This window comes from Desulfuromonas sp. DDH964 (assembly GCF_001611275.1).
Taxonomy (GTDB): Bacteria; Desulfobacterota; Desulfuromonadia; order Desulfuromonadales; family DDH964; genus DDH964.
On sequence record NZ_CP015080.1, the window covers coordinates 1,156,891 to 1,174,178 of the forward strand.

The following is a 17,288-nucleotide window of genomic DNA, read 5'->3' on the forward strand; positions in this document are numbered from 1 at the left end:
CCGGAGCTGGGTCTTCGATAAGGAGGGGGCGATGCAGCAATGGCAATTTTTCCGAGTGCCGGTGAACAACGGCGCCGAGGCGGCAGCAGAATTCAACCGGTTTTTGCGCGGGGCGCGGGTCCTGGCGGTACACCGAGAGTTTGTCGTGCAGGGCGAAAGTTCGTATTGGGCTTTGGCCGTGGAGTTTTTAAGCGAGGGCGGCGTAGCCGCCCGCCGCGAATCGGGTAAACGAAACAAGGTTGATTGGCGCGAGGTGCTCTCGCCCGAGGATTTCGCTCTCTATGCCCGGCTGCGGGAGTGGCGGAAAAAGGTGGCCGAAGAGGAGGCGGTGCCGGTCTACACCATCTTCACCAACGAGCAGCTGGCTGAGGTGGCCCAACGGCGCTGCGCCAGCGCGGCGGCGCTGGCCGAGATCGACGGCATCGGCAAGGGGCGCATCGAGCGCTACGGAAATAACCTCCTGGCGGTGCTGAATGAAGCGGGTCGGTAACCTTTATCTGTCAATTGCCGACCCGGACAACCTGCGTCGGGCTTTTCTCAAGGCGGCGCGTGGCAAGCGGCAGCGGCGGGAGGTGCGTGAGTATACCGCCAACCTCGACGCCAACCTGATGGAGCTGCACCGGCAACTTCTGGCGCATGAGGTCGTCGTCGGCGATTATCGTTTCTTCATCGTGCGTGACCCCAAGGTGCGGCAGATCTGCGCGGCGAGTTTCCGCGAGCGGGTGTTGCATCACGCGATCATGAATATCTGCGAGCCGGTGCTTGAAGGGTATGCTATCGACGATTCCTTCGCCTGCCGTCAAGGAAAGGGGTTGCATACAGCTCTCAAGCGGGCGCAGCAATTTACGCGCTGTAACAGCTGGTATCTGAAGCTCGACATTCGCAAGTATTTCGACAGTATCCCCCACGACCGGCTGCTGGCGCTGTTGGCGCGGCGCTTCAAGGACAGGGACCTTCTGGAGTTGTTCGCGCGTATTCTTGCCGCCTATGAGACGGAGCCCGGTCGCGGTCTGCCCATCGGCAACCTGCTGTCGCAGCATTTTGCCAACTTCTATCTTGGGGCTCTCGACCATTGGCTAAAAGAGCAGCGGCAAGTCAAAGGGTATCTGCGTTACATGGACGATTTTGTGCTGTTTGCCGCCGACCGCGAGACCCTGCGTACCGAACTGGCGGCGATTGAAACTTTTATTCGCGATCATCTCGGCCTGGAGTTGAAAGAGAATATCCAGCTCAATCGCGTCGCGCACGGGCTGCCGTTTCTTGGTTTTCGTCTCTACCCGCATACTGTGCGTCTGGCGCCGCGCAGTCGTGAACGTTTTGCCAGGCGGCTCGTTGAGTATGAGACGTTTTTTGCGGCCGGGTCGTGGAACGAAGCAGAGCTTGCCTGTCATGTCGGTCCGCTGGTAGAGTTTACCCGCGTTGCATCTGCCGCCAGTTTTCGACGACAGGTGCTGACCAACAGAAGAAAGGGTGCCGTTCTACAAGGGGCTCCAACCGCGTGAATCGCGGCGGCAGCTGGAACAACAGGCCGGAGAACGTGCGGTCGGCGAATCGCAACAGGAACACGCCCGACAACCGCAACAACAACCTCGGCTTCCGGCTGGCTTTCCCCGCCAGCTCGGCGATGCGCGAAGACCGTCGCCGACCCGAACGGCATCCCGTCCCCGTTATGTGTGGGGCGAAGAGAGCAGCACGGCCCGGTTGCTGGTAGGCCGTCGGAGACGGTTCGAAGGTTGCGGGGCCGAATAAATCGAAAGCATGGTAGGTTGGGTTGAATGGAATGAAACCCAACGTTGTCGGCACCGCACCGCCGGTGAATAATTCGGGTGTAAACCATTGCGGTCTCCGGTGTTGGGGGAAATGTTGGGTTTCGCTTTGCTCTACCCAACCTACGTTGGTGGTGACCGGTTGCGAGGGCGATAGTTGCAAAAAAAACATCGAAGGAGGGGAGAAACATGGACAAGGCAGAGGTGGAAAAGTTAGCACATCAGATCGGCGACCAGATCGCCGAACGGATCAGCACCCAGATTGGTGTCGTCCATGAGGCGTTTCAGCACAAGCTCGACCTGGTAGTCGAGGGGCAGCAGATGCTGGGCGAGAAGATCGATCATCTCGATGGCCGGGTCGGTAACCTGGAAGTGAAGATGGAGCGCGTTGAAGTGCGCCTGACAGCAGTGGAACATCGCATGGACAGGCTGGAGACCAAGGTGGACAACCTGGAAACCAAGGTGGACAACCTGGAAACCAAGGTCGACAGGCTGGAAACCAAGGTCGACAGGCTGGAAACCAAGGTCGACAGGCTGGAAACCAAGGTCGACGGCCACGACAGCCGATTCGATCAACTGGATACCAAAATCGATAGTATTGCCGCCGATCTGACCGCCCACCGGGCAGACACCGTGGCGCACCGCAACGCTTGGGGCGTACGGGAGGAGTAGATTAATAGGTGTGTTGGGTTTCGCTTTGCTCTACCCAACCTACCGATCCGATGAGGGAATTGAAATTGGAGGGAACCATGCAACGTATTATCCTCACCATTCTGCTTCTGGCCATTGTCGCCGCTCCAGCCCTGGCCGCCGACACCTGCGATCTCGCCGCGACCCTGGCGGAAAAGGGGGCGAAAACCTTTGCTGCCGACAAGGCGGAGGGGCTGAAGTTGCTGATCAAGGCGAAGGAACTTTGCCCCAACGAGGCGGCCTACAGCTACAACCTCGGCGTCGCCTACTACCAGTACGGGCGTCCCGTCGATGCCCTGCCGCTGCTGGAAGCGGCGGTGGCCGCCGACGGCAGCAAGGCGCTCTGGCTCAACAACCTGGCGGTGGTGCGGCTGGAGCAGGGGCTGCCGGCCGACCAGGCGCTGAAGCTGGCGGAACAGGCGGCCAGGCTCGACGGGTCGACCGTTGCCATCAAGGAGACCCTGGCGCAGGCGCGTTTTGCCTCCGGGCAGGAAGTGGCGGCACTGCGCGGGCTGGCGGCCGAAAGCGATTCCACCCTGACCAAAACACGCGACCTTCTGCTTGACCGCTACCTGGCCGCGTATCTCAGTCGCCTGCAACAGGGGGAGACCGAGCCGGCCCTGGCCGGGCTGAAGGCGGTCACCTTCCTCCCCGCCGGGGCGCGTACTTACGCCCTGGCGCTGGCGCGCATCGGTCGAGGCGAGGCGGCCCTGCAGGCGGTCGGCGCGGCGCAGCGCGATTTCCCCGGCGACAACAGCATCCGCGAGGCGGCTGGCGAGGTGGGCGAGCAGGTGGCGGCGGCGCTCTACAGTGATTACCAGAGCGGCAAGACGGCGCAGGCGGTGCAGCAGGCGAAGGGGCTCTCCGAGGCTTACCCGCAGGTCACTGCGCTGAAGAGCGCCTACGACAAACTGCTGGAGGCGCTCCTTGCCGACGCCACCACCATTGCCGTCCCCGAGGCGGGCAAGCGCCGCACCCAGGCGGCTTCGGGCTCGGCGGAGGCGTTGCTGGCGGGGCTCGGCGGCGGCGCCGCGTCGGCCGGCGAGATCAACCTGCGGGTCGACATCGACGAGAAGATTCCGGCCGGCAAGCAGGCCGGCCGTGACGATGTGGCGGTGGTGATCGGTAACCGCAACTACGGCGTGGCGGGGACGCCGAACGTCGAATACGCCCAGCGCGACGCGGCGGTGATGCGTCAGTACCTGGAGAAGACCCTCGGTTTTGATGCCAAGAACATTCTCTATGTCGAGAACGCCACCTATGCCGGCTTCGCCCAGCTCTTTGGCCGCCAGGGGGATCCGCGCGGCAAACTCGCCAATTACGTGGTGCCGGGAAAATCGGAAGTCTTTGTCTACTACGTCGGCCACGGCGCTCCTGACCCGGAGACGGGCGATGCCTACTTCGTGCCGGTCGATGCCGATCCCCAGTTTTTGCGCACCAGTGGTTATCGCCTGCAGACCTTTTACGACAACCTCGCGCAGCTGCCGGCCAAGTCGGTCACCGTGGTGCTCGACTCCTGCTTCTCCGGCAATTCGGCCGGCGGACTCCTCTTCAAGGGGGTCAGCTCGATCAGCCTGCGGGCCAAGGCGGTGACGGCGCCGCAACAGCTGACGGTCTTCGCCAGTTCCCGCGACGACCAGATGTCCAACTGGTACGATGAGAAGCGCCACAGCCTTTTTACCTATTACTTCCTCAAAGGCCTCGGCGGCGAGGCCGACGCCGACCGTAACCGCAAGGTGACGGTGGCGGAGATGGAAAACTACCTGGACGCCGAGGTGCCGCGCATGGCACGGCGGCTCAAGGGGGCGGCGCAGGCGCCGCAGGTTTCCGGCGACCGCAATGCCGTGCTGGCGGAACTGCGGTAACTTTGTGTTGGGTTTCGCTGCGCTCTACCCAACCTACATCCTACATCCGTTGAAACGATGGGGTACCCTTGGGAATGTCTGTATCTTCTGAAAAAAGAGCCCTGGTCCTCCTCAACATGGGGGGGCCCGACTCGCTGGCGGCGGTGGAGCCGTTTCTCTACAACCTCTTCTCCGACCGCGAGCTGATCCGGCTGCCGGCCGGAGCGTTGTTGCAGAAACCCTTCGCCAGGCTGATCAGTCATTTCCGCGCCAAGCGGGTACGTCTCAATTACCAGGCGATCGGCGGCAAATCGCCGCTGCTTGAGTGGACCAACAAGCAGGCAGCGGGGATCACGCAGCGGCTGGGGGCGAACTGGGTCCCTTTCGTGGCGATGCGTTACACGGCGCCACGGGCCGAGGAGACGGTGCGGGCGATCAAGGCGGCGGGGATTGGCAAGGCGGTGGTGCTGTCGATGTATCCCCACTACACCAGCGCCACCACTGGCAGCAGTCTGGGTGACTTCAGGCGCGCCGTCGCCAAAATCCATCCCGGGCTGGAACTGACCGTCATCGAGCAGTGGTACGACTGGCCCGGTTACCTTGACGCGCTGGCCAACCGCATCAACCAGGGACTGGAGAAGTTCCACGAGCTGCTGCGCGACGAGGTGCAGATCCTCTTCTCCGCCCACGCCCTGCCACAAAAGTTCATCGACGAAGGGGACCCCTATCTTGACCATGTGATGGCGACGGTGCGCGGTACCATGGAACGGGTTGGCGCGCGCCCCTGGACGGTCGGTTTTCAGAGCCGCAGCGGCCCGGTGCAGTGGATGGAGCCGGACACGGTGGCGGTGATGGACCGCCTCGCCGAGGAGGGGAAGACGGCGGTGCTGATCGTGCCGATCTCCTTCGTCTCCGACCATATCGAAACCCTCCACGAGATCGACATCGAGTACCGCCACCACGCCGAGCTCCACGGGCTGCGCCACTTCTTCCGCGCCCCATCGCTCAACGACGGCGCCGACCTTCTCGATGCCATGGCGGCGCTGGTGCGCAGCCGGGAGGCGGTCCATGGCTGAGCCGCGTCCCTGCGCCATCTGCGGTGCGCCCTTCACCCCCGCCCCGCCGGCCTCCCCGGCCGAGGAGGCCGGCGCCTACGTCGCCCTCGAACGCTATGGCGATGCCGGCGCCCTGTGCCGCGATTGCCTCGCCAGCCGCGGCACCCTGGCGATGATGTACTGCCCGGAGTTCGGCGAAGGGTGAAAAAGAAGGCGATGAGCGATGAGTTCCTTTGGGATCGCTCCTCACTCGGGTCTCATCGCTCATCGCTTTCCTCCCCCTTTCAAAAACCCATTTTGTCAGCTATGATCTAGCCATGCGACGGGTCCTGGAAAATATTGGCGACCAGACCCTGTACGTGCTGGAGATGGCCGGCCGTATGGGGCTTTTTCTGCTGGCGTGCCTGCGCTGCGTCGTCACCCCCCCCTACAAGCTGGGGGCGATCCTGCAGCAGCTGCAGTTTATCGGCGCCCGCTCGATCTTCGTCATCTTCTTCACCGGCGGCTTCACCGGCATGGTCCTTGGCCTGCAGGGGTACTACACCCTGACCAAGTACGGCTCGACGAGTGCCCTCGGCTCGGCGGTGGCCCTGAGTCTGATCCGCGAGCTCGGGCCGGTCCTCGCCGCGCTGATGGTGATCGGGCGCGCCGGGTCGGCGATCACCGCCGAAATCGGCATCATGCGCAATTCGGAGCAGATCGACGCCCTCGAATGCATGGCGATCGAACCCTGCCGCTACCTGATGGCCCCCAAGTTCATCGCCGCCATCCTCTCCCTCCCTCTGCTCACCGCCATCTTCGACGTCGTCGGCATCTGGGGCGGCTGGCTGGTCGGGGTCAAACTGCTTGGCGTCAGTGACGGCGCCTACTTCCAGGGGATGTTCGCCAGCGTCGTCTGGGCCGATATCAAGATGGGACTGGTCAAGTCGCTGGTCTTCGGTCTGCTGCTGGTCTGGATCTCGGCGGCGCGCGGCTACTACCTGCATCTGGAGCGGGATGGCGGTTTCGGCGCCGAAGGGGTGAGTCGCACCACCACCCGTTCGGTGGTGATGGCTTCGGTCACGGTCCTGGTCTGGGACTACCTGCTCAGCGCCATCATGTTGTGAGGATACGGTGACACAGTCCCAGGATCAGGATTCGCCAGAGGTGGCGATCGAACTCGACGGGGTGACCAAGCGCTTTGGGCGCCAGCTGGTGCTGCGCGGCATCGATCTCAAGGTGATGGCCGGCAAGACCACCGTCATCGTCGGCGCCAGCGGCCAGGGGAAGAGCGTCATCCTCAAGCACATGCTCGGCCTGGTCCGGCCCGACCGCGGCCGGGTGCTGGTCTTCGGCCAGGACCTGGCCAAGATCTCCCGCAAGGAGCTGGGGGCCCTGCGCATGAACTTCGGGGTCTTGTTCCAGAACGCGGCCCTCTTCGATTCGATGACCGTCTTCGACAATATCGCGCTGCCGCTGCGGGAGCGGACCGACAAGGAAGAGGACGAGATTCGCCAGATTGTCGAAGAACGGCTCGCCCTGATGGATCTCAAGGGGAGCCAGGCCAAGTTCCCGGCCCAGCTCTCCGGCGGGATGCGCAAGCGGGTCGGGCTGGCGCGGGCGCTGGTCCTCGATCCCAGGGTGGTCTTTTTCGACGAGCCGACCACCGGTCTTGATGTCCACAAGAGCAACGAGATCTACCGGCTCTTTTTCGAAACGCAAAAGCAGCTGGGTTATACTGCGGTGATTGTCAGCCACGATGTGCCGAAGATCTTCAAGCTGTCCGACTATGTGGCGTTGCTCGCCGAGGGGAAGATTCAGGGTTGTCTCTCCCCCGAGGCTTTTCAGATGGCGGACAACCCGTTGATCCGTGACTACGTGGAGACGACCATGGGTCCGATCTACTCAAGCGCAGAGGAGGAGCCGGGTCTTTATGAAACGGTTTAACCTGGAAATTGCAGTCGGCCTCTTCATGGTGGTCGGCTTCGCCTGCTTCGCCTGGTTGTCGGTGCGCCTCGGTGACGTCAACCTCTTCGCCAACCGCACCTACACGGTGCAGGCCCGTTTCGGATCGGTCTCCGGCCTCAAGGTCGGCGCGGCCATCGAAATTGCCGGTGTCCCGGTCGGCAAGGTCGCAGCCATTACCCTCGACCCGGAATTGTACCAGGCGCAGGTGAAGCTGGAGATTGATAATGGTGTCCAGCTGCAGGAAGACAGTATCGCCTCGATCCGCACCGCCGGCATCATTGGCGACCGCTACGTCGCTATCTCCCCCGGCGGCTCCCCGGAACTGATCGCGCCGGGCGGAAAGATTACCGAGACCGAGTCGGCGATCAATCTCGAGGAACTGGTGAGCAAGTATATCTTTGAGAAGAAGTGAGCCGAATTGATGGATGCCTCGCTAATCATGCTGCGGATCGCTCAGCAGGGGCGAATCCTTTTGTTCGCTCTGGTGCTCCTGACTCTTTCGGGGGGCGCACTGGCGTGGGCCGAGGAGCCTTTCGACCCAGGGCCCGACCCCTTCGCCGACGAGGTGGTGGCGCCGAGCATCGCCGATCCGATCGAACCGTTTAATCGCGGTGTTTTCTGGGTCAACGACAAGCTCTACTTCTACCTCCTCAAGCCGATTGCCCGGGGCTACCGGGTGGTGCCGAGGCCGGTGCGGAGTTCGGTCGGCAAGGCCTTCACCAATCTTGCCTTCCCGGTGCGCTTCGTCAATAACCTGCTGCAGCTGAAATTCCGCGCAGCCACGATCGAGTTCGACCGCTTCCTGATCAATTCGACCATCGGCCTGGCCGGGCTGTTCGATCCCGCCAGCAACATCCCGGAACTGCGGCCGCAGGTCGAAGACCTCGGCCAGACCTTCGGTTCGTACGGCATCGGTCATGGCTGCTACCTGGTTCTGCCGCTGCTCGGCGCTTCGAGCCTGCGCGATGGCCTCGGGTCGGTCGGCGATTCCTTTCTCGATCCCCTCGCTTATACCGGTCTGACCCTGGCCGAACGGGGCGGGCTCAGGGCGGGGCAGACCATCAACTGGCTTTCTCTCGACAGGGATACCTACGAAGGGATCAAACAGGATGCCGTCGATCCCTACCTTTTTATTCGCAATGCCTACCTCCAGCGCCGCCAGGCGCAGGTCGAAAAATAGGCCAAGGAGTTGCCGCCATGAACAAACAGGTGCTGATTTTCCTCCTTCCTCTGCTTTTACTCCTCCCCCTGCCGGCGCTGGCCGCCCCCAGTGCCATCGACCAGGTCCGTGCGACGGTGAACCAGGTCCTCGAAGTGCTGCGCAACAAGGGGCTCGATGAGACCGCCCGGCGCGAGCAGCTGCGCACCCTGGTGCGGGACCGGTTCGATTTTGCCCTGATGTCCCAATGGACCCTAGGTACCTATTGGCGCCAGGCCAGCCCGGACCAGCAACGGCGCTTTATCGACCTCTACAGCGACCTGCTGGAAGCGAGTTACCTGGGCAAGGTCGAGTCCTATACCGATGAAAAGGTCCATTTTATCGGCGAGCGGATCGAAGACCAGCGGGCCGAGGTGGAGACGGAGATCGCTACCGCCCAGGCCAATATCCCCTTGAATTATCGTCTGAGCCTGGAAGGTACGGAATGGAAGGTCTACGACGTGGTGATTGAGGGGGTAAGCCTGGTGCGAACCTACCGCGGCAGCTTTGGTGAAATTGCCCGCAAGGATGGAATTGAGGGGTTGCTGAAACAGGTGGCGCAAAAGGTCGAGGAGCAGCGCCAGGCGCGGGCTGCCCGCAAGGGGTAGGGAGAAGAGCAACGATGATTCAGGTCCAGGCCGAGCGCTGCGCGCTCCTCAAAAACCAGCTGCGCTGTTTCCATTTTCTGCAGGCCGAAGATCTTCCTGAGCTGACCGACTATTTCACCTGCGCCTCGGTGGGCGCCGGCGATACCCTCTGGCGCGAAGGGGACGTGGGGGACTTCGAGGCATTTATTATCGAAGGGAAGGTCGAGATCAGCAAGGAGACCGAATTCCCCGGCAAGCAGGTGGTGGTCGGCGTCTACAGCCCGGGGACGGTGGTCGGAGAGCTCTGTATCATGGAGGATCGTCCGCGGGCGGTCACCGCGGTCGCCCTGGAAGAGACCGCGCTGCTGCTCCTCAGCCGGGACAATCTGGAACAGTTGCTGACCGTCAACCCGGCCCTGGGGAGCAAGCTCCTCAAGGGGATGCTGATGGTGGTTTCCATCCGCCTGCGCAAATCCTTCGAGCGACTGGCATCGATTTTCTGATTCGCTCCCGTTACCCCGTCCTGCCCGGCCCCGGTTCTTCACCGGGAGCCGCCCCCCGAAAGAAGCAGTAAGCATTGCGTCCTGCCTGTTTGGCGCGGTACATGGCCGCATCGGCGTTTTCCAGCAGGGCCGACATCTCCTCCCCATCCTCCGGAAAGATCGCAATCCCGACGGAACCTGAAATCCGCCGCCGGCCGCCCGGCAGGTCGAAAGGCCGATCCAGGGCAACCAGAATCCGGCGGGCGACCACGCCGACCTGGGTGGCGGCAGTAACACAGGGCATGATGACGGTGAATTCGTCACCTCCAAGACGCGCCGCAGTGTCACTCTTACGCACCGATTGCAGCAGCCGTTGCGCCGCCAGTTGCAACAGACAATCCCCGGCATCATGGCCGAGGGTGTCGTTGATCTCCTTGAAGTGATCGAGATCGATGAACATTAACGCCACCCGATACCCCTCCCGCCGGGCCTGTTCAATGGCCTGGCGCAGCCGGTCGTGGAAGAGCATGCGGTTGGGTAGTCCGGTAAGGGCGTCGAAATTGGCCTGGTGCCAGATCTTCTCCTGCAGTTCCTTGCGCAGGGTGATGTCCCGCAGAATAGTCTGCACTGCCCACTTCCCACCATAAAAGACCGGCGCCGAGCTGATCTCGACCTCGACCGGCAGGCCATCGAGGCGGACAATTCGGGCCTCAATGTAGGGGTGATCCTTCTGCAGCTCTCCCTCCTGTTGAACGCGTGCCTCAACCAGATCACGGAACTCGGGGTGAATCAGGTCGAGGTTGTCCATGCCGGCAAGCTGGTCGGCTTCGTTGGCGGCGAAGAGTCGACCGGCGGCCTGGTTGGCGAAGATGATTTTCCCCTTGCGATGGACGACGATGGCATCGGGCGAGCGGTCAATGAGGGCGCGATAGCTCTGTTCGCTCTCGCGCAGCGCCTGTTCGACCTGCTTGAGGGCGGAGAGGTCCTGCAGGGTTTCAATGGCGGCGATCATCTCACCCTGGCGGTTGCGGATCGGCGCTGCTTCGAAGAAGAGATAGCGGCGTTTTCCGCCGACGTTGGCAAACCATCCTTCCGCCTGCAACCCTTCGGGGATCAGTTGCGAACTGGCGAAGGTGCTGTAGAGATCGAGGGTCTTTTCCAGGTCCTGGTCGATAATCAAATCGGCCATGCAGGGGCGCGGTTCTTTGTAGAACGCTTTCCATTGCAAGTTGGTACCGAGGACCTCGGCGGCGGCAATGCCGGTCAACTCTTCGCAGGCCCGGGTCCAGGTCAGGACCCGGTGGCTGGAGTCGAGAACGAAGCAGGCGACGGCGGAATTCTGCAGCAGATTTTCAGAAAATTCCCGCTGTTCGGCAAGTGCCGCTTCCACCGCTTTGCGCTCGGTAATGTCTATCATGGTGGCGACCAGCCCGGCCGGCTCCCCCTGGGGGTTGCGAAAGCCCGCCTTGAAGAAGAGGATGTCGTGCCGGTTGCCGTCAGCCAGGGGCAGGGTCTGTTCAAAACTTTCCACGATCGAGCTGTGTTCGTTCAAAAGTTTGGCGTCGATGCGCAGGTGCGTCGCCGCTTCGTCCACCGGGACGAGATCGCTGACTGTTTTGCCCGGGAGTTCAGCGCGCGGGATGCCGAAACTCAGCTCGAAGGCGGTGTTGCAGCCGAGGTAGTGGCCGTCGAGTCCCTTGTAGTAGACCGGTAACGGGATGGAATCGAGAATCATCTGCAGAAAATCGAGGCGCTCCCGGGAGAGGGTGGTCTGTTGCGTGACCTCGCCGATGAGCTGGTTGAAGGCGCCGGCCAGGGCGCCGATTTCGTCGCCACTGCTGATTCGGAGAGGCCGCCGCGGCTCGGGTTGGGCGGAGAGTTCCCGGACCTGCCGGGTCAGCAGGGCCAGGGGGTGCAACTGCCGGCGCAGAACCAGCCAGAAGATCAGGGTGCAGATCGCCAGGGCCGCGACGACCCCGACCGCGGTTCCCCGCAAGGCGCGGTGCAGGGGAGCATAGGCTTCCTTTTGCGGGTAGTTTGCGGCGAGAATCCAGTTGGTTGCGGCGAGGTGCTTGAAGGCGGCGAGCATCGGCACCCCCCGGGAATTCACCGTCTCCCCACTCCCCTCAAACCCTTCGATGGCCTGATCGAGCAGCAGGTTGGCGCCGGGCGGGATGTCCCTCTGCAACACCCGGCTCGGATCGGGGTGCATGATCATCAAGCGGTCGGTGTTGAAGAGGTAGTAATAACCGGTTTCACCGATCCGGGTGCGGGAGAGGCGACCGAGAAAATTGTCCCGGGTCAGGTCGAGGCTGCCGGCGAGAACGCCGAGGAGTTGTCCCTTCGGGTCGAAGAGCGGGGCGGTGAAGTTGACGGCCGGATGGTGGTGGGGCTGGCTGGAAAGGTAGGGGTCGGAAATGATCGGGGCACCACTTTCGATGGTGCGGCGGAAATAGTCGCGAAAGGCATAGCTCCTCCCGCGGCGATCCGGCTTGAAGGGCCATTCGGCGATCAGGTCGCCGTTGGCCGAAAACAGGAAGATGCCGTTGTCGAAGAACTGGGTCGTGCCGATGCCAAGGCGCTGGTCGAAAAAGGCCTGGGCCAGGTCGGGGTTGGCGACAATCTCCGGCGGGATGCTGGCCGCGGTCTTTACAATCAATTCGCGGCCATAGGCCAGGTTCTGGTCGAGGGCCTGGGCGTTTCCACTCAGGACCGTGAGTTGCTGGCGGCCGATAAAATGGCGGAATTCGGTGGCAAAAAAATGAAGTGTCGCAGCCCCGAGCAGGCTCAGCAGCACGCAGAGCAGCAGGCCGACAGTTCCCGCCAATTTGGTTTTCAGGCTCAATGACGCCACGCTGGTGTCCCAATTGCTGGCAGGCTTGCGCAACTTCGCTAAAGAACTTCACTCTAACGGATCTTGTCGGGAAGACAAGCGGTAAATTCGGGAGAGACTATCCGCCCTAGAGGCCGAGGTCGCGCAACTTCTCCAGCAGTTGCCGCTGGGTGTCGTTGAGGTGGGTGGGGACGAAAACTTCGATGACTGCGTAGAGATCACCCTTCTTGCCGTCACCCGGCACCCCGAAGCCGCGCAGGCGGATTTTGCCGCCTGGGACCATGCCGGCCGGGACTTTGACGCGCTTTTCACCATCGAGGGTCGGGACCTCAACACTGGTCCCGAGGCAGGCCGCCGAAAAGGGAATCTTCACGGTAACAAGGAGGTCCTTCCCCTCGCGGCGGAAGACCGGGTCGGGCTCGACCTCGATTTCGAGGTAAAGGTCGCCGGCGGGACCGCCGCCGGGGCTTGCCCCCCCCTTGCCGGCGACACGCAGTTTCTGGCCCGATTCGACGCCGGCGGGGATGCGCACCTGCAGTGATTCGCTCTTGCCGGCATGGCTGAAGGCGATGTGGCGCTCGCCACCGGAGATCGCCTGGCGCAGCGGAATCGCCACCTGCAGGGAAAAATCCTGGCCGCGAACCGGTCGCGGACGCCCGCCGGCGTGGAAGGTGGTGCGCCCCCTGCCGCCGCCGAAGAGCTGGCTGAAGATGTCGTCGTTACCCAAGCCGAATTCACGAAAGAGGTCGCCGACATCGAAGCCGCGGAAGATATCCTCCTGGGAATATCTCTGGTGAAAACCGGCCTCGCCGAACTGGTCGTACTGCTTCTTCTTCTCCGGATCGGAGAGGACCGCATAGGCCTCGGTAATCTCCTTGAACCGTTCCTCGGCCGCCTTGTCGCCGGGGTTCTTGTCGGGATGATACTTAAGGGCCAGCTTGCGGTAGGCTTTCTTGATCCCGGCACTGTCGGTCCCCTTGGGGACACCGAGCACCTGGTAGTAGTCCTTGGCCATGGTCGCTCCTTGGGGCGCAGGTGTTGTGCCCTGTCAATATAGGGTCGGCCGGGGGTCCCGTCAAGGGCGCGGTGCGGAAATGGTTGACCTCTCGCCCGGGACCGGCTAATATTTCGGCAGGCTAAACTTTTGGAGGTCGAACAATGGAGAAGATCGAGCGGCTCGAGCATTTATACCCGGAACTTCTTGGGCGCATGGGGCGGTTGCGGGCCCTGGTCCACGAGGGGATCGATCTGACCTACAACCAGTACAAGACCCTGTTGACCATTGCCGCCTCCGGGCGTTGCTCCCTCGGGGATCTCGGACGGGAACTGGAGGTCGCCATGAGCAGCGCCAGCCAGATGGTCGACCGGCTGGTCGCCCAGGGCCTGGTCCAGCGTCAGCAGGACGCCGACAACCGGCGCCAGGTCATTATCCGCCTCACGCCGCGGGGGCAGGCGCTGATCGGCGAACTGCGGCGTGGCATCCTGGCGCGCTACCGCAAGCTGCTCAAAGCCCTCGACCCGGCCGAGCAGGAGGAACTGGTTACCGCATTCGAGTCGATCGCCCGGATTCTCGGCAAGGTGACGTGACGGCCCAGGACCCCGGACCATCCAAGGTTATTTCCGCCCATCTGTCCGTGAAAGGAATCGCTACCATGACCCGTATTGCCATCGTCGGAGCCGGGATTTCCGGTCTGTCGACCGCCTGGGCTATTGAGTCCCTTGCCAAAGCTGCAGACCTCCCCGTGCAGATCGTCCTACTCGAGAAGGAGGAACGGAGCGGGGGGAAAATCTGGAGCCGGCGGGAGGAGGGCTACCTGTGCGAGTGGGGGCCCAATGGTTTTCTTGACAACAAGCCGATGACTCTCGACCTCTGCCGGCAGCTGGACATCAGTGATCGCTTGCTTCGGTCCGATGACAACGCCCGCAAACGTTTCATCTACAGCGGTGGCAAGCTCCACCAGCTGCCGGAAAATGGCCCCTCCTTTCTCCGCTCGGGGTTGATCTCCTGGCCGGGCAAGCTGCGCCTGGCCTGCGAACCGCTGATCCCTGCGCGGCGGGACGACGCGGATGAGACCCTGGCCGATTTCGCCCGCCGGCGTCTCGGCCAGGAGGCCCTCGACAAGCTGATCGCACCGATGGTCTCCGGCATTTTCGCCGGCGACCCGGAGACAATGAGCCTGAAGAGCTGTTTTCCCCGCATCCGTCAGCTCGAAGTCGAGTACGGCGGTCTGATCAAGGCGATGGTCCGGCTGGCGAAACAGAAGAAGGCCGAACGCAAGGCGGGCAAGGCGGTGGCCAGCGCCGCCGGTCCCGGCGGGGTGTTGACCTCCTTTGCCGAGGGGATTCAGGAATTGACCGCCGGGATAGGCCAGGCCCTTGCCGCTGAGCTGCGCCTGGGCGCCGCGGTAACCGCCATTCGGCGCCTCGATGGGGGTTATGCTCTCGATCTCGCTGCCGGCGGCAGCGTTGAAGCCGACCTGGTGGTCAGTGCCGCCCCGTCCTGGGCCGTCGCCGGACAGGTCGCCGGCCTCGATCCGGCCCTGGCATTGCTGCTGCGGGAGATTCCCTACGCCCCGATGAACGTCGTCTGCTTCGGTTACCAGCGGGAGAAGATCGCCCGGGATCTCGACGGTTTTGGCTACCTGATCCCGAAAATGGAGGGGAAGGGGATTCTTGGCACCCTCTGGGACTCAAGCATCTTTGCCAACCGCGCGCCGGAGGGTTCGGTGCTGCTGCGCTCGATGATGGGCGGGGCCACCAATCCCGGTGCCATCGAGCTCGCCGACAGCGAGGTCCAGTCCCGGGTCGCGGCCGACCTCAAGGAGATCATGGGGATCACCGCTGCTCCCGACTTTGTGCGGATTTTTCGCCACCGGCGGGCCATCCCCCAATACGTCGCCGGCCACGGACGCCGCCTGGAGGCGATCGCGGAACGCCTCGATGCCCTGCCGGGACTCTTCCTGACGGGGAATGCCTTTTTCGGCGTCGGCCTCAACGACTGCGTCAATGCCTCCAATCAGGCGGCGGCACGGGTGGTCGCTTTTCTGCTGAAGCGGGGGTAGTTTTGAGGTTTGAAGTTTGAGGTTTGAAGGCGCGCCGGGTGGCGCGCCTTCAGCGTTTGCGGCGGAAGAGGTCGGTCTTGAGGCTGGAGACGCGGTCGAGGAAGAGGTAGCCGTCGAGGTGGTCAATCTCGTGCTGGATCGCCACGGCTTCGAACCCGCTGGCCCGGATCACCCGCTCCTGCCCGTCGCGGTCGAGAAACTGGACCACGATACTCTCGGCACGGGTGACATTGCCGGTATAGTCGGGGACGCTCATGCACCCCTCGCGCATCGACTGCTGTCCTTCCCCCTCGAGCACTTCCGGGTTGATCATGGCCAGCAGGCCGTGGTTGCATTCGCGGCCGAGCTTGCTGTGGGAGACGTCGACCACCACCACCCGGCGCCCATCGCCGATCTGGGTCGCGGCCACCCCGACCGAATGCCCGGCGGCGACCATAGTGTCGATCAGATCCTGGACCAGGGCGTCAACGCTGGGGTCCGCAGCTGCCACTGGCTCCGCCACCGCTTTCAGCCGTGGGTCGGGGTAAAGCAGAATTTCCCTGACCGCCATGGTTTCAGAACTCCACCGGGGTAATGGAGCGGATGCTGATATCGACCTTGAGCCGGTCGCGCAGCTGCTGCATGACGAGGGAAAGGTCGTCGACCTCGACCCCCTGGGGGAGGACCGCCTCCAGCATCATTACGTAGACGGGCCGTTCCTCGCTCCCCACCAGCTTGGTGTTGAGATCGGTGATATTGACCTGACGGTCGCCGAGTTCCTTGGCCACCTGGTAGACGATCCCCGGTTGGTCCGATCCGTAGACTGAAATCAGGCAGAGCTCACCGGTCATCTGCGGATGCCTTTCGCCGCCGGGCTTGAGCGTGCGCAAAAAAACCGAGAGCCCGCTCTCCTCGAGGGGAGCAAACGCAGCACCGAAACTTTCCCGACCGGTATAGGCCGGATGGGAGATGATCAGGATCATGGCAAATTGGCCGCCGAGAATCGAACAGCTCGAATCGGCGATGTTACAGCCGAGGCGAAAAAGGATTTCAGTGACCTGGGAGACGATGCCGGGGCGATCCCGGCCGATGATCGTCAGGGCGAAATGCTGCATGATGACCTCCCTGTTGCAGTTGCTGTTGCAGCTTCTAGGAGCCTGTCGGACTATGCGGGGCGAAGCGAAAATTCGGATATTGGAGAACAGCCGGATTTGCAGTCGGCGCATGGATAGTCCGACAGTCTCCTAGTACCATCTTTTGGCCGGAAATTCCAGATTTCCCTGCAGGGCCGGGAGAGGTGCCGGGAAAATAAAAAAGCGCGGGAGCGGCTGACGCCGTTCCCGCGCAGGGTTGGCCACGAAGGCCGTTATCCGATTCGCGGTCCCTGGGACCGCTGAATTCATGTTTTGGCGGGATTACTTCTTGTGGCAGTCGCCGCACTTGGTGGGACCGGCACCCTTGGTCTTGTGGCAGTCCTTGCACAGGGCGTGGGCCGAGTCCTTGGTGAGCTCGATCTTGGCCGGGGTCCCTTCGCCGTGACAGACCTTGCACTCCATCGTTTCGCTGTGAGCCTTGTGGTTGAAGGTGACGTCGCCGTTCTTGGCGGGCAGGACGACGCTGTCGACGGCGAGAGCCGGGGCAACAGCAAACAGGACCAGCAGGGTAGCAACGAGCAGTTTCTTCATGACGGTGTTTCCTCCTTCAGTTGGTGTTGATGGGAATTAAATGTTGCTAACTGTAATTGTCTCATGAATCCTTGTCAAGACTTTTTGGCAGGGGGGGGGGCGGCTTGCATCTGGCGGGTAGATCGGCTACCTTTTCAGTACACCTGTCAGACCTGTGTGA

At 62.5% G+C, this 17,288-nt stretch carries 20 protein-coding genes; 15 read left to right on the forward strand and 5 right to left on the reverse strand.

Features of this window, described 5'->3' with window-relative positions; all coding sequences use genetic code 11:
• The first annotated feature begins 31 nt into the window (after positions 1-31).
• The 13 genes from DBW_RS05170 (at position 32) to DBW_RS05225 (ending at position 9,590) form a co-directional block, all read left to right on the forward strand.
• On the forward strand, positions 32-490 hold the full coding sequence (locus DBW_RS05170; protein WP_197463733.1) for an HRDC domain-containing protein: 459 nt from the start codon (positions 32-34) through the stop codon (positions 488-490).
• Complete coding sequence (locus tag DBW_RS05175; protein ID WP_066725219.1) at positions 474-1,502, forward strand: reverse transcriptase/maturase family protein; 1,029 nt, start codon at positions 474-476, stop codon at positions 1,500-1,502. The genes DBW_RS05170 and DBW_RS05175 overlap by 17 nt, the downstream gene beginning before the upstream one ends.
• Positions 1,499-1,711, forward strand: coding sequence for an SUMF1/EgtB/PvdO family nonheme iron enzyme (locus DBW_RS19255; protein WP_442856858.1), 213 nt, complete (start codon positions 1,499-1,501; stop codon positions 1,709-1,711). The genes DBW_RS05175 and DBW_RS19255 overlap by 4 nt, the downstream gene beginning before the upstream one ends.
• A gap of 244 nt (positions 1,712-1,955) precedes the next feature.
• Positions 1,956-2,438, forward strand: a complete 483-nt coding sequence (locus DBW_RS05180; RefSeq protein WP_066725221.1) for a hypothetical protein — start codon at positions 1,956-1,958, stop codon at positions 2,436-2,438.
• Positions 2,439-2,515: 77 nt separating this feature from the next.
• The gene (locus tag DBW_RS05185; protein WP_157471783.1) at positions 2,516-4,321 is read left to right on the forward strand and encodes a caspase family protein; all 1,806 of its coding nucleotides are present in this window, start codon (positions 2,516-2,518) and stop codon (positions 4,319-4,321) included.
• Positions 4,322-4,395: 74 nt separating this feature from the next.
• Entirely contained in the window at positions 4,396-5,376 is a 981-nt protein-coding gene (gene hemH, locus DBW_RS05190; protein WP_066725225.1) for a ferrochelatase, read from the forward strand.
• On the forward strand, positions 5,369-5,560 hold the full coding sequence (locus tag DBW_RS05195; protein ID WP_066725228.1) for a hypothetical protein: 192 nt from the start codon (positions 5,369-5,371) through the stop codon (positions 5,558-5,560). Before hemH ends, DBW_RS05195 begins: the two co-directional genes overlap by 8 nt.
• A gap of 112 nt (positions 5,561-5,672) precedes the next feature.
• Positions 5,673-6,461 (forward strand): MlaE family lipid ABC transporter permease subunit, encoded by a 789-nt coding sequence (locus DBW_RS05200; protein ID WP_066725230.1) that lies wholly within the window; start codon positions 5,673-5,675, stop codon positions 6,459-6,461.
• Between the two features lie 7 nt (positions 6,462-6,468).
• Entirely contained in the window at positions 6,469-7,281 is an 813-nt protein-coding gene (locus tag DBW_RS05205) for an ABC transporter ATP-binding protein (RefSeq protein WP_066725232.1), read from the forward strand.
• Complete coding sequence (gene mlaD, locus DBW_RS05210; RefSeq protein ID WP_066725234.1) at positions 7,268-7,714, forward strand: outer membrane lipid asymmetry maintenance protein MlaD; 447 nt, start codon at positions 7,268-7,270, stop codon at positions 7,712-7,714. Before DBW_RS05205 ends, mlaD begins: the two co-directional genes overlap by 14 nt.
• Positions 7,715-7,741: 27 nt before the next feature.
• Positions 7,742-8,482, forward strand: coding sequence for an MlaA family lipoprotein (locus DBW_RS05215; protein ID WP_197463734.1), 741 nt, complete (start codon positions 7,742-7,744; stop codon positions 8,480-8,482).
• A gap of 17 nt (positions 8,483-8,499) precedes the next feature.
• Positions 8,500-9,108, forward strand: coding sequence for an MlaC/ttg2D family ABC transporter substrate-binding protein (locus DBW_RS05220; protein ID WP_066725240.1), 609 nt, complete (start codon positions 8,500-8,502; stop codon positions 9,106-9,108).
• 14 nt (positions 9,109-9,122) lie between these two features.
• Complete coding sequence (locus tag DBW_RS05225; protein WP_066725242.1) at positions 9,123-9,590, forward strand: Crp/Fnr family transcriptional regulator; 468 nt, start codon at positions 9,123-9,125, stop codon at positions 9,588-9,590.
• 10 nt (positions 9,591-9,600) lie between these two features.
• Here the strand turns inward: DBW_RS05225 and DBW_RS05230 are convergent, their stop codons facing one another.
• Positions 9,601-12,423, reverse strand: coding sequence for a sensor domain-containing diguanylate cyclase (locus tag DBW_RS05230; RefSeq protein WP_197463735.1), 2,823 nt, complete (start codon positions 12,421-12,423; stop codon positions 9,601-9,603).
• Between the two features lie 106 nt (positions 12,424-12,529).
• Positions 12,530-13,417, reverse strand: coding sequence for a DnaJ C-terminal domain-containing protein (locus tag DBW_RS05235; protein ID WP_066725250.1), 888 nt, complete (start codon positions 13,415-13,417; stop codon positions 12,530-12,532).
• Positions 13,418-13,560: 143 nt separating this feature from the next.
• On the opposite strand from DBW_RS05235, the gene DBW_RS05240 reads away from it, so the two are divergent.
• Positions 13,561-13,989: a MarR family winged helix-turn-helix transcriptional regulator gene (locus DBW_RS05240; RefSeq protein ID WP_066725253.1), complete on the forward strand. Its 429-nt coding sequence runs from the start codon at positions 13,561-13,563 to the stop codon at positions 13,987-13,989.
• A 65-nt stretch (positions 13,990-14,054) separates the two neighbouring features.
• Entirely contained in the window at positions 14,055-15,464 is a 1,410-nt protein-coding gene (hemG, locus tag DBW_RS05245) for a protoporphyrinogen oxidase (protein WP_066725256.1), read from the forward strand.
• A 49-nt stretch (positions 15,465-15,513) separates the two neighbouring features.
• On the opposite strand, the gene def is transcribed toward hemG, so the two are convergent.
• The 3 genes from def to DBW_RS05260 form a co-directional block, all read right to left on the reverse strand.
• Positions 15,514-16,014 carry a peptide deformylase gene (def, locus tag DBW_RS05250; RefSeq protein WP_066725259.1) on the reverse strand — a complete coding sequence of 167 codons (501 nt, stop codon included), beginning with the start codon at positions 16,012-16,014 and terminating at the stop codon, positions 15,514-15,516.
• A gap of 4 nt (positions 16,015-16,018) precedes the next feature.
• Positions 16,019-16,558 carry a glycine cleavage system protein R gene (locus tag DBW_RS05255; protein ID WP_066725262.1) on the reverse strand — a complete coding sequence of 180 codons (540 nt, stop codon included), beginning with the start codon at positions 16,556-16,558 and terminating at the stop codon, positions 16,019-16,021.
• Positions 16,559-16,858: 300 nt separating this feature from the next.
• Complete coding sequence (locus tag DBW_RS05260) at positions 16,859-17,128, reverse strand: cytochrome c3 family protein (RefSeq protein WP_066725264.1); 270 nt, start codon at positions 17,126-17,128, stop codon at positions 16,859-16,861.
• Positions 17,129-17,288 lie beyond the last annotated feature (160 nt).

Bases quoted from the DNA above. Each gene is read 5' to 3' on its own strand.
- DBW_RS05255 (WP_066725262.1), bottom strand. From the start codon at position 16,558: ATGCAGCATTTCGCCCTGACGATCATCGGCCGGGATCGCCCCGGCATC.
- mlaD (WP_066725234.1), top strand. From the start codon at position 7,268: ATGAAACGGTTTAACCTGGAAATTGCAGTCGGCCTCTTCATGGTGGTC.
- DBW_RS05225 (WP_066725242.1), top strand. From the start codon at position 9,123: ATGATTCAGGTCCAGGCCGAGCGCTGCGCGCTCCTCAAAAACCAGCTG.
- hemG (WP_066725256.1), top strand. From the start codon at position 14,055: ATGACCCGTATTGCCATCGTCGGAGCCGGGATTTCCGGTCTGTCGACC.
- DBW_RS05240 (WP_066725253.1), top strand. From the start codon at position 13,561: ATGGAGAAGATCGAGCGGCTCGAGCATTTATACCCGGAACTTCTTGGG.
- hemH (WP_066725225.1), top strand. From the start codon at position 4,396: ATGTCTGTATCTTCTGAAAAAAGAGCCCTGGTCCTCCTCAACATGGGG.
- DBW_RS05195 (WP_066725228.1), top strand. From the start codon at position 5,369: ATGGCTGAGCCGCGTCCCTGCGCCATCTGCGGTGCGCCCTTCACCCCC.
- DBW_RS05220 (WP_066725240.1), top strand. From the start codon at position 8,500: ATGAACAAACAGGTGCTGATTTTCCTCCTTCCTCTGCTTTTACTCCTC.
- DBW_RS05235 (WP_066725250.1), bottom strand. From the start codon at position 13,417: ATGGCCAAGGACTACTACCAGGTGCTCGGTGTCCCCAAGGGGACCGAC.
- DBW_RS05185 (WP_157471783.1), top strand. From the start codon at position 2,516: ATGCAACGTATTATCCTCACCATTCTGCTTCTGGCCATTGTCGCCGCT.
- DBW_RS05170 (WP_197463733.1), top strand. From the start codon at position 32: ATGCAGCAATGGCAATTTTTCCGAGTGCCGGTGAACAACGGCGCCGAG.
- DBW_RS05175 (WP_066725219.1), top strand. From the start codon at position 474: ATGAAGCGGGTCGGTAACCTTTATCTGTCAATTGCCGACCCGGACAAC.
- DBW_RS05215 (WP_197463734.1), top strand. From the start codon at position 7,742: ATGCTGCGGATCGCTCAGCAGGGGCGAATCCTTTTGTTCGCTCTGGTG.
- DBW_RS05200 (WP_066725230.1), top strand. From the start codon at position 5,673: ATGCGACGGGTCCTGGAAAATATTGGCGACCAGACCCTGTACGTGCTG.
- def (WP_066725259.1), bottom strand. From the start codon at position 16,014: ATGGCGGTCAGGGAAATTCTGCTTTACCCCGACCCACGGCTGAAAGCG.
- DBW_RS05260 (WP_066725264.1), bottom strand. From the start codon at position 17,128: ATGAAGAAACTGCTCGTTGCTACCCTGCTGGTCCTGTTTGCTGTTGCC.
- DBW_RS05180 (WP_066725221.1), top strand. From the start codon at position 1,956: ATGGACAAGGCAGAGGTGGAAAAGTTAGCACATCAGATCGGCGACCAG.